This is a genomic window from Streptomyces sp. MB09-01 (assembly GCF_033794505.1).
In the GTDB taxonomy this organism is placed as follows: domain Bacteria; phylum Actinomycetota; class Actinomycetes; order Streptomycetales; family Streptomycetaceae; genus Streptomyces.
This window is the reverse complement of sequence record NZ_JARAYQ010000281.1, coordinates 1-10,003: the sequence shown is the minus strand read 5'-3', so window position 1 is coordinate 10,003 and position 10,003 is coordinate 1. Positions and strand designations below refer to the sequence as shown.

At 71.3% G+C, this 10,003-nt stretch carries 7 protein-coding genes; 5 read left to right on the top strand and 2 right to left on the bottom strand.

The annotated features are described in order from the left end of the window. Positions 1 to 456: 456 nt before the first annotated feature. From PV721_RS36620 to PV721_RS36605, 4 genes are read left to right on the top strand one after another with little or no spacing between them, the layout of a single operon-like run. Positions 457 to 1,299: a nitrilase-related carbon-nitrogen hydrolase gene (locus PV721_RS36620; RefSeq protein ID WP_319732114.1), complete on the top strand. Its 843-nt coding sequence runs from the start codon at positions 457 to 459 to the stop codon at positions 1,297 to 1,299. Next, positions 1,296 to 2,591 carry an aspartate aminotransferase family protein gene (locus PV721_RS36615; RefSeq protein WP_319732112.1) on the top strand — a complete coding sequence of 432 codons (1,296 nt, stop codon included), beginning with the start codon at positions 1,296 to 1,298 and terminating at the stop codon, positions 2,589 to 2,591. The genes PV721_RS36620 and PV721_RS36615 overlap by 4 nt, the downstream gene beginning before the upstream one ends. A 10-nt stretch (positions 2,592 to 2,601) precedes the next feature. Beyond that, positions 2,602 to 4,002, top strand: a complete 1,401-nt coding sequence (hydA, locus tag PV721_RS36610) for a dihydropyrimidinase (protein WP_319732110.1) — start codon at positions 2,602 to 2,604, stop codon at positions 4,000 to 4,002. An 18-nt stretch (positions 4,003 to 4,020) separates the two neighbouring features. Beyond that, positions 4,021 to 5,022 carry a TIGR03842 family LLM class F420-dependent oxidoreductase gene (locus PV721_RS36605; protein ID WP_319732108.1) on the top strand — a complete coding sequence of 334 codons (1,002 nt, stop codon included), beginning with the start codon at positions 4,021 to 4,023 and terminating at the stop codon, positions 5,020 to 5,022. Positions 5,023 to 5,147: 125 nt separating this feature from the next. Here the strand turns inward: PV721_RS36605 and PV721_RS36600 are convergent, their stop codons facing one another. Both PV721_RS36600 and PV721_RS36595 read right to left on the bottom strand, forming a co-directional pair. Beyond that, positions 5,148 to 5,885 carry a VOC family protein gene (locus tag PV721_RS36600; RefSeq protein WP_319732106.1) on the bottom strand — a complete coding sequence of 246 codons (738 nt, stop codon included), beginning with the start codon at positions 5,883 to 5,885 and terminating at the stop codon, positions 5,148 to 5,150. A 467-nt stretch (positions 5,886 to 6,352) separates the two neighbouring features. Then, positions 6,353 to 7,915 (bottom strand): serine/threonine-protein kinase, encoded by a 1,563-nt coding sequence (locus tag PV721_RS36595; protein WP_319732105.1) that lies wholly within the window; start codon positions 7,913 to 7,915, stop codon positions 6,353 to 6,355. A gap of 172 nt (positions 7,916 to 8,087) precedes the next feature. On the opposite strand from PV721_RS36595, the gene PV721_RS36590 reads away from it, so the two are divergent. Next, positions 8,088 to 10,003, top strand: a 1,916-nt coding sequence (locus PV721_RS36590; protein WP_319732103.1) for an FHA domain-containing protein, incomplete at its 3' end; no start/stop codon positions are given.

Sequence of the window (10,003 nt, the reverse complement as noted above, 5' to 3'; positions counted from 1 at the left end):
GGCCGGGCGCGACGCTGGTCCTGCCGGGCGGGATGCGGGAGCCGGCGGATCGGTGCGGCTGGGGCCGGGCGCGACGCTGGTCTTGCCGGGCGGGATGCGGGAGCCGGCGGATCGGTGCGGCTGGGGCCGGGCGCGCGCCGGGGCGTCTCCTCGGGCGCCGAACGTGACGGGGGGTCGGCGGGCCGGGCCACCTTGCGTTCGACGCCCTGCGGGGAGCGCCCCGGCGCACACCCGACCCCGGCGGAACCGTCCCGGCCCGCGCTGCGGCGATCCGACAAGCTCCCCCTAACCCGCCCGTCTGCTGACCGCAATCGACCGCGGGGCGACGTAACCTGATCGACTACTCCAACAGCGCACGGCGGTCTTGCCCCACGCTGTGACGGGGCCTACGTTCTACTCCCTACGGACATCATCTACGTGCGTAGAACTCGGCGTTCCCGTCGCGAGGAGCAGCTCATGGCCCAACTCGTCCGCGCCGCTCTGGTCCAGGCCACCTGGACCGGAGACACCGAATCGATGATCGCCAAACACGAGGAGCACGCCCGCCGGGCCGCCGCCCAGGGAGCGAAGATCATCGGCTTCCAGGAGGTGTTCAACGCCCCCTACTTCTGCCAGGTCCAGGAGCCCGAGCACTACCGCTGGGCCGAGGCCGTCCCGGACGGTCCGACCGTCCGCCGCATGCAGGAACTCGCCCGCGAGACCGGCATGGTCATCGTCGTCCCGGTCTTCGAGCTGGAGAACGAGGGCTTCTACTACAACACCGCCGCCGTCATCGACGCGGACGGCAGCTACCTGGGCAAGTACCGCAAGCATCACATCCCCCAGGTCAAGGGATTCTGGGAGAAGTACTACTTCCGCCCGGGCAACCTCGGCTGGCCCGTCTTCGACACCGCCGTCGGGAAGGTCGGGGTCTACATCTGCTACGACCGCCACTTCCCCGAGGGCTGGCGCGCCCTCGGCCTGGCCGGGGCCCAGCTGGTCTACAACCCCTCCGCCACCCACCGGGGCCTGTCCTCCTACCTGTGGCAGCTGGAGCAGCCCGCCTCCGCCGTCGCCAACGAGTACTTCATCGCCGCGATCAACCGGGTCGGCCAGGAGGAGTACGGCGACAACGACTTCTACGGCACCAGCTACTTCGTCGACCCGCGCGGCCAGTTCGTCGGCGAGGTCGCCAGCGACAAGGAGGAGGAACTCCTCGTCCGCGACCTCGACTTCGACCTGATCAAGGAGGTCCGCGACCAGTGGGCCTTCTACCGCGACCGCCGCCCCGACGCCTACGGAGGGCTCGTACAGCCGTGACCGACCCGATCCCCCTGCACAGCCGCCACGCCTCCGTCCTGCCCGACTGGCTCGCCCTCTACTACAAGCACCCCATCGAGCTCACCCACGGCGAGGGCCGCCACGTCTGGGACGCCGAGGGCAAGCGCTACCTCGACTTCTTCGGCGGCATCCTCACCACGATGACCGCCCACGCCCTGCCGGAGGTCACCAAGGCCGTCTCCGAACAGGCCGGGCGGATCATCCACTCCTCCACCCTCTACCTGAACCGGCCGATGATCGAGCTGGCCGAGCGGGTCGCCGCGCTGTCCGGCATCCCCGACGCCCGGGTCTTCTTCACCACCTCCGGCACCGAGGCCAACGACACCGCCCTGCTGCTCGCGACGACGTACCGCCGCTCCAACCAGATCCTGGCGATGCGCAACAGCTACCACGGCCGGTCCTTCTCCACCGTCTCCATCACCGGCAACCGCAGCTGGTCCCCGACCAGCCTGTCGCCGCTGCAGACGTACTACGTGCACGGCGCGGTCCGCTCCCGCGGCCCCTTCGCCCACCTCGACGACGCCGCCTTCACCGCCGCCGCCGTGGCCGACCTGGACGACGTACTCGGCCAGGCGCGCGGGGGAGTGGCCGCCCTCATCGCCGAGCCGATCCAGGGCGTCGGCGGGTTCACCTCCCCGCCGGACGGCCTCTACGGGGCCTTCCGCGAGGTCCTGGACCGCCACGGCATCCTGTGGATCAGCGACGAGGTGCAGACCGGCTGGGGCCGTACCGGCGAGCACTTCTGGGGCTGGCAGGCGCACGCCCAGAACGGCCCGCCCGACATCCTCACCTTCGCCAAGGGCATCGGCAACGGCATGTCCATCGGCGGCGTGGTCGCCCGCGCCGAGGTGATGAACTGCATCGACTCCAACTCCATCTCCACCTTCGGCGGCTCCCCGATCACCATGGCGGCCGGCGTCGCCAACCTCGGGTACCTGCTGGAGCACGACCTCCAGGGCAACGCCCGCCGCGTCGGTGGGCTGCTCCTCGAGCGGCTGCGCGGCATCGCCGCACACGCGCCGGCCGTACGGGAGGTCCGCGGCCGCGGTCTGATGGCCGGGCTGGAGCTGACGAAGCCGGGCACCGACGAGGCCGACCCGGACGCGGCCTCCGCCGTCCTCGAGGCGGCCCGCGAAGGCGGCCTGCTGCTCGGCAAGGGCGGCGGCTACAACACCAGCGTGCTGCGCATCGCGCCACCCCTGTCCCTCACCGTCGCCGAGGCGGAAGAGGGCGCCGAGATCCTCGAACAGGCCTTGCGCAGCATCGAGTAGGGGGACTCCCATGAGCATCCGCACCCTGATCCGCGGCGGCCTCGTCATCACCGCCGCCGACGAACTGCACGCGGACGTCCTGATCGAGGACGGCCGCGTGGCGGCCCTCGCCGCACACGGCTCGGCGGCCGCCGACGCCTGGACGGCCGACCGCACGATCGACGCGAGCGGGAAGTACGTGATCCCGGGCGGGGTCGACGCGCACACCCACATGGAGCTCCCCTTCGGCGGCACCTCCGCCTCGGACACCTTCGAGACCGGAACCCGGGCCGCCGCCTGGGGCGGCACCACCACCATCGTCGACTTCGCCGTGCAGAGCGTGGGCCACTCCCTGCGCGAGGGGCTCGATACCTGGTATGCCAAGGCCGACGGCAACTGCGCCGTCGACTACGCCTTCCACATGATCCTCTCGGACGTCAACGAGGGGACCCTGAAGGAGATGGACCTCCTCGTCGGCGAGGGCGTCACCTCCTTCAAGCTGTTCATGGCCTACCCGGGCGTCTTCTACAGCGACGACGGGCAGATCCTGCGCGCCATGCAGCGGGGTGCCTCGAACGGCGGGCTGATCATGATGCACGCCGAGAACGGCATCGCGATCGACGTCCTCGTCGAACAGGCCCTGGCCCGCGGCGAGACCGACCCCCGCCACCACGGCGAGGTCCGCAAGGTGCTCCTCGAAGCCGAGGCCACCCACCGCGCGATCCAGCTCGCGCGGGTCGCGGGGGCGCCGCTGTACGTGGTCCACGTCTCGGCCGAGGAGGCGGTGGCCGAGCTGGCCGCCGCCCGGGACAAGGGCCTGCCCGTCTTCGGGGAGACCTGCCCGCAGTACCTGTTCCTGTCCACCGACAACCTTGCCGAGCCCGACTTCCAGGGCGCCAAGTACGTCTGCTCCACCCCGCTCAGGCCGCGCGAGCACCAGGCGGCACTGTGGCGGGGGCTGCGGACCAACGACCTCCAAGTGGTCTCCACCGACCACTGCCCCTTCTGCTTCCGGGGCCAGAAGGAGCTCGGCCGCGGGGACTTCTCCAAGATCCCCAACGGGCTGCCCGGCGTGGAGAACCGCATGGACCTGCTCCACCAGGCCGTGCTGGACGGGCACATCAGCCGCCGCCGCTGGATCGAGATCGCCTGCGCGACCCCGGCCCGGATGTTCGGCCTCTACCCCCAGAAGGGCACCATCGCGCCGGGCTCCGACGCCGACATCGTCCTCTACGATCCGCACGCCGAGCAGGTCATCTCCGCCGAGACCCACCACATGAACGTGGACTACTCGGCGTACGAGGGCAAGCGGATCACCGGGCGCGTCGACACCGTGCTGTCGCGCGGCGAACTCGTCATCGACCAGCGCGAATTCACCGGCCGGGCCGGCCACGGGGCATTCGTTCCCCGCGCCACCTGCCAGTACCTGTAAGCGTCAAGGAGCCGCCCCATGGACTTCGGCCTCGTCCTGCAAACCGACCCGCCCGCCTCGCAGGTGATCAGCCTCATGCGCCGTGCCGAGCGCAACGGCTTCCGCTACGGCTGGACCTTCGACTCCGCGGTGCTGTGGCAGGAGCCGTTCGTCATCTACAGCCAGATCCTGGAGCACACCCGCAAGCTGCACGTGGGCCCCATGGTCACCAACCCGGGCACCCGCACCTGGGAGGTCACCGCCTCCACCTTCGCCACCCTCAACGACATGTTCGGCAACCGCACCGTCTGCGGGATCGGCCGCGGTGACTCGGCGATGCGGGTCGCCGGGCGCAAGCCCAACACCCTGGCCCGGCTCGGCGAGGCCATCGACGTCATCCGGGACCTCGCCGAAGGGCGCGAGGCGGAGGTGGACGGCAACCCGATCCGGCTGCCGTGGGTGCGCGAGGGCCGGCTGCCGGTGTGGATGGCGGCGTACGGTCCGAAGGCCCTCGCCCTCGCCGGGCAGAAGGCCGACGGGTTCATCCTGCAGCTCGCCGACCCCTACCTGACCGAGTGGATGGTCAAGTCGGTCCGCGAGGCCGCCGCAGAGGCCGGCCGCGACCCGGCCGCGATCACCATCTGCGTCGCGGCCCCCGCGTACGTCAGCGAGGACCTCGCGCACGCCCGCGACCAGTGCCGCTGGTTCGGCGGGATGGTCGGCAACCACGTGGCCGACCTCGTGACCCGCTACGGCGAGCACTCCTCGATGGTGCCCGACGAGCTCACCGAGTACATCAAGGCCCGCCAGGGCTACGACTACAGCCACCACGGCCGCGCCGGGAACCCGTCCGCGGACTTCGTCCCCGACGAGATCGTCGACCGCTTCTGCCTGCTCGGCCCGGCCGAGGCCCACATCGAGAAGCTGAGGACCCTGCGCGCCCTCGGCGTCGACCAGTTCGCCGTCTACGACATGCACGACGCGAAGGAGGCCACGATCGACGCGTACGGGCAGCACGTCATCCCGGCGCTGCGCGACTGACCCCGCGTGCCTGCTCCCCTGGAGCGGAGACGGCCGCCTCCCGTGCCCGGGCTTCACCCCGGGGCGGGAGGCGGCTTCGGGTCTGGGGCCGTCGGCCCGAAACCGGCCGGAGCCGTTGCCCGGGGTCAGCGAGGGGTGAGGAGGCAGAACTCGTTGCCCTCCGGGTCGGCCAGAACCGTCCAGGAGATCGCGGACTGGTCAATACCGGGGTCGGTGGCGCCCAGGGCGCGCAGTCGGGCTTCTTCTGCTTCCAGGTCGTCACCGGGGTAGGGGCAGACGTCGAGGTGGACGCGGTTCCACACGCTCTTGGTGTCGGGGGTGCGGATGAACTCCAGGTAGGGCCCGACGCCTTTGGCGGAACGCATGGCCGCGTGGTCGTCGGTGACCTCGTGGAGCGTCCAGTCCATCGCCTCGCCCCAGAACCGGGCCATCGCTCGTGGCTCGGTGCAGTCGACCACCACCGCGGCGATCGGCCCGGTGTCCCGGTAGATCGGACGGGGTTCCAGGACGCAGAACTCGTTGCCCTCCGGATCGGCCATGACCGTCCAGGGAACGTTGCCCTGACCCACGTCGGCGAGCGTCGCGCCCAGATCCTGCAGGCGCGCGACCAACTCCGACTGGTGGGCGGCCGAGGTGGTGGCCAGATCGAGGTGTACCCGGTTCTTCACCGTTTTGGGTTCCGGGCGGGCGACGATGTCGATGCAGACGGCCACGGGGTCGGGGTAGGCGAAGCCCACGGGTTCGAGGTTCGTCACGCCGGGTGCCTCGCTGTCGATACCCCACCCGAGTGCCTCCGCCCAGAACCGGCCGAGCACGGAGTCGTCATGGGCCTTCATATTGATCTGTACGAGTCTTGTTGCCATGCCGGAGATCCTAGAATCACCAGCATCGCCCGCACCCTCATCTTCTCCCGCAGCATCGCCACATGAGATGACCTCGAAGGCGGCTGGGCAGGTCACGACGGAGGGCTGGAACTCCGGCTGTGGAGCGTGCTCACGGGCTCACCGTGTTCATCGATGACAGGGCCGTGAACGTTGCTGCCGCCCGCGCATCGGGGATCGCCGCGATCCACTTCCGCGACGCCATCGGACTCGATGCCGCACTGGACGCCCTCCTGCCGCGGTGATCACCGCCGGCCTCCTCGATTTCCGGGCCGTGGAGCCCTGACCGCCGTCCCCCCCGCCGTCCACTTGCCGAGCGCCGCCGTCCTGCCTCACTCGGGGCCCTGGTGGTGAACCTGGCCCCCTCACGTCAGTGGCCACCGTCCGGACCGACACGGCCGAGGTGGATGCTCCAGGACCCCGCCGCCACAACCGCTGACCGGCCGGGATCAGCCGGTGCAGGTGATGGAGAAGGGGACCGGGTTGGAGGTGGTGCGGGTGGGGCTCTGGAGCTCCACGGCCATCCCCGTGGTCAGGGTGCCGGCCTTGGCGTAGGTCGTCAGCCGCACGGTGTCGTGCCGGGTGGGGTCGGCCTTGTCCCCGATGGACAGGGTGCGCCAGTGCGGATCCACCACCGAGCCGTCGCCGGACACCCAGCGGTAGGAGATCAGCGTCGGCTCGGATGCGGTGAAGGTCGCGGTGAACGCCGGAGCCCGGTTCTCGGGGGTCGGACATCTGCCGGTGTAGGTGGTGTTCGCGCCCGCGACCGACACACGTACGCCCGAACCGGGGCCGGCGTCCTCGTCGTTGCCGTCGAGGGCGTGCACCAGCCCGGCGGCGACCAGTACGCAGGCGGCCGCGCCGGCCGCGACGAAAGCCACCGTACGGCGCTTGCGGGGCGCGGCTCCGGCCGCCGCGTGCGCGGGCGACGCGAGCGGGGCGGGCCCCTCCGCCGCGGGCTCCGCGGTGGTGGTGGTGCCCGGCGCGGCCGTCGGTGCCGGTGCCGGCGCGGGGACGGGTGCCGCGGCCGTGGCGGGTTCCACGGGATCCGACAGGACGCGGGCGGCGGTCGTGGTGGCGTCCGGTTCGCGGGCGATGTCCCGCAGGGCCCCGGCGGCTTCGGCGGCGGAGGTCCGCTCGGCCGGCTCCTTGCGGAGCAGACCGGCGATGACCGGCGCGAGCGGGCCCGCCCGGGTCGGAACCGGCGGTTCCTCGTCCACGACGGCCCGCAGGGTGCTCAGCGCGGTGTCGTGCCGGAACGGGGAGATCCCCTCCACGGCTGCGTAGAGCATCACGCCGAGGGACCACAGGTCCGACTCGGGGCCCGAGGGGCGGCCCAGCGCCCGCTCCGGCGGCAGGTACTCGGGGGAGCCGACCACCTCGCCCGTCAGGGTCAGCGCGGTGCTGCCCTCGACCACCGCGATGCCGAAGTCGCTGAGCACCACCCGCCCGTCGTCGGCGAGCAGCACGTTCGCCGGCTTCACGTCGCGGTGCTCCACCCCGGCGGCGTGCGCGGCGCGCAGCGCGCTCAGCACCTCCGCGCCGATGTGCGCGGCGTGGCGCGGGGTGAGCGTCCCCTCGGCGCGCAGCAGGTCGGCCAGCGACCGCCCGCGGATCAGTTCCATGACGATCCAGGGCCGGTCGTCCTCCATGACCACGTCGTGGACCGTCACCACGTTGCGGTCGGGTATCCGGGCCGCCGCCCACGCCTCCCGCTCCAGCCTGCTGTACATCCGCGCGATGTCGCCGGCCCGCAGATGGGCCGGGGCCCGGACCTCCTTGACGGCGACCTCGCGGTGCAGGGTCTCGTCGCGGGCCCGCCACACGGTGCCCATGCCGCCCTCGCCGAGCCGGGACAGCAGCCGGTAGCGGCCGGCGATCAGCCGTTCCCCGCCCGGGGCGCCCGGGGTGGCGGCGGTCGTCGCCGTGTCAGCGCCGGTGGCCGCGCCGATGGGCGCGGTCGTGGCCGCGAGCGTGCTGTCCGTCACGGTCTCGGATTCCTCGTTGTGCATGGGGGCGGTTCTCCCTCTGATCGCCAGCCGACGCCACCATCACGTACGGCCCGGGACCCCCGGTTCAACGAAGTCGCCGGAAATTTTCGAAAATGGTTGAACCGAACACCTTCGCGATGGCGTGTTGCTGTCGTACGAGGAGTCAGCAGGCGTCTTTTTCAAGGAGTGTGGAGTGCCTTCGGTCATCGTTGGACGCACGGGCCCCTTCAGCGGGCAGAGCGTGGTCCTGGGCGGCGAGCCCCTCAGCTTCGGGCGCAAGAGCGACAACAGCGTGGTGATCGTCAGTCCCAGTGCCTCCCGGCTGCACGCCGAGATCCTTGACGAGGACGCAGGTTTCGTCCTCTACGACCGGGAGAGCCGCAACGGCACGTTCGTCAACGAACAGCGCGTCACGCGGCATGTGCTGCGTCCGAACGACTGCATCCGGATCGGCGATGAAACGTTCCTTTACGAGGCCCAGGACGCCATGGAGACGGTCATGGACCTCTCCCTCCTGGACGTGCCCCGGCCGAGTTCCGCGGACCCCGGCACGCTGCGGGTCACCGTCACCGGCGGCGGCCCGGTGGGCCTCGCCTTCGCCCTGGCGCTCGACGAGATGCTGCCCGGACGGACCGCCGTCACCCTCTACGACGGGCGCTGGACCAGGAAGGGCTCATCGGTCGTCTGGAAGGACGAGACCCAGGGGAACTACCGCCGCCAGCAGGTGGTGACCGTCCAGAGCCGGCAGTACCTCGCCCTGCCCGACGAGGTGCTCGCCGCCCTCTTCGACGACGAAGGCGCCTACTCCGAGATGTGGCCCGTCGGCCCGGACTCGGTCGACGGCCGCCCGCCCCGCAACATCCGGATCGCCCACATCGAGGACCGGCTGCTGGACCTGGCCAACCGGAAGTCCACGATCCGCCTGGTTCCCAGGCGCTTCGACGCGGCGGAGGAGCAGAACCGGATCACCCAGGAACACGTTCTGGTGGTCGCCGAGGGCGGCCGCTCCCGCACACGGGAGCACTACGCAGACCGCTTCGGCGCGGCCGACGCCTCGATCTACTCCCTCGACGGCGAGCACCTCCAGGACGTCGTGCTGGGGCTGCGCGTCAAGTCGAAGCTGCCGGACCCGATGAGCGTGCTGCTCACCGTGTCGCAGAACCGGTTTCTGCTCAACTCCCTGCGCGGCGAGGGCTTCCTGAACATGCGGCTCACCCGGGAGGAGGTCAAGAACGTCATCGGCATCGACCCGGTCCGCCACGTCTTCGAGGAGTGCATCGCCGCCCGCCCCTGCCTGATGAGCCGGCAGGAGGAGGACAACGAGTTCCGCTGCCCGACCCACGGCACCCTGTTCCTGCCCGCCCTGCTGCGCGGTTCCCCGCTGTGGAAGGAGATCCGGCAGGGCCTCAGCCTCTTCGGGGTGGCCGAGGAGGACCTGTCCGCGATCACCTCGTTCCGGCTGGACATGGTGCAGCGCCCGCGGTTCACCGCACAGCTTCACCGCCCGACCACGACCACCCCGGGCACCTACGGCTTCCTGCTGGGCGACGCGGCCAACGCCATCCACTTCTGGCCGGGCCGCGGCCTCAACAGCGGTCTCGCCTCGGCCACTTCGCTGGCCCGCTCGCTCAGCCGCGCCTGGCAGGGCAAGCCGCTGCGGGACGCCGACTTCATCCGGCACGAGGCGGCGATGTCCATGCTCCAGTACCGGCACAAGAGCCGGGCCTGGAACGCCATGGTGACCACCGACGAACAGGGCGTCACCCGCGCCATCAAGGACATCATCGCGCGCGGCGCGGAGGCGGGTGCGGCCGCCGGTTCCGGTGCCGCCAGTTCCGGTGCCGGCGGCGCCGGTGCCGCGGACGGGAGCGACCTGGACGTGCTGCTGGACCGCATGGCGGGGATCCGCGAACGGCTGGCGCCCCGGATGCCCGGCCTGCCCGGCGACGGGGAACTCCGCTCCCACCTCGCCTCGATCGCCCCGGCCACCCTCCGCACCCTGCGGGAGAGCGGCGCCTGGGACACCCTGATCGTCGGCGGCGAGGAGGCCGACATCGACCTCTTCTACCAGTCGGACTCCCCGGTCTTCGTCCCCCGCCCGGCCGACCC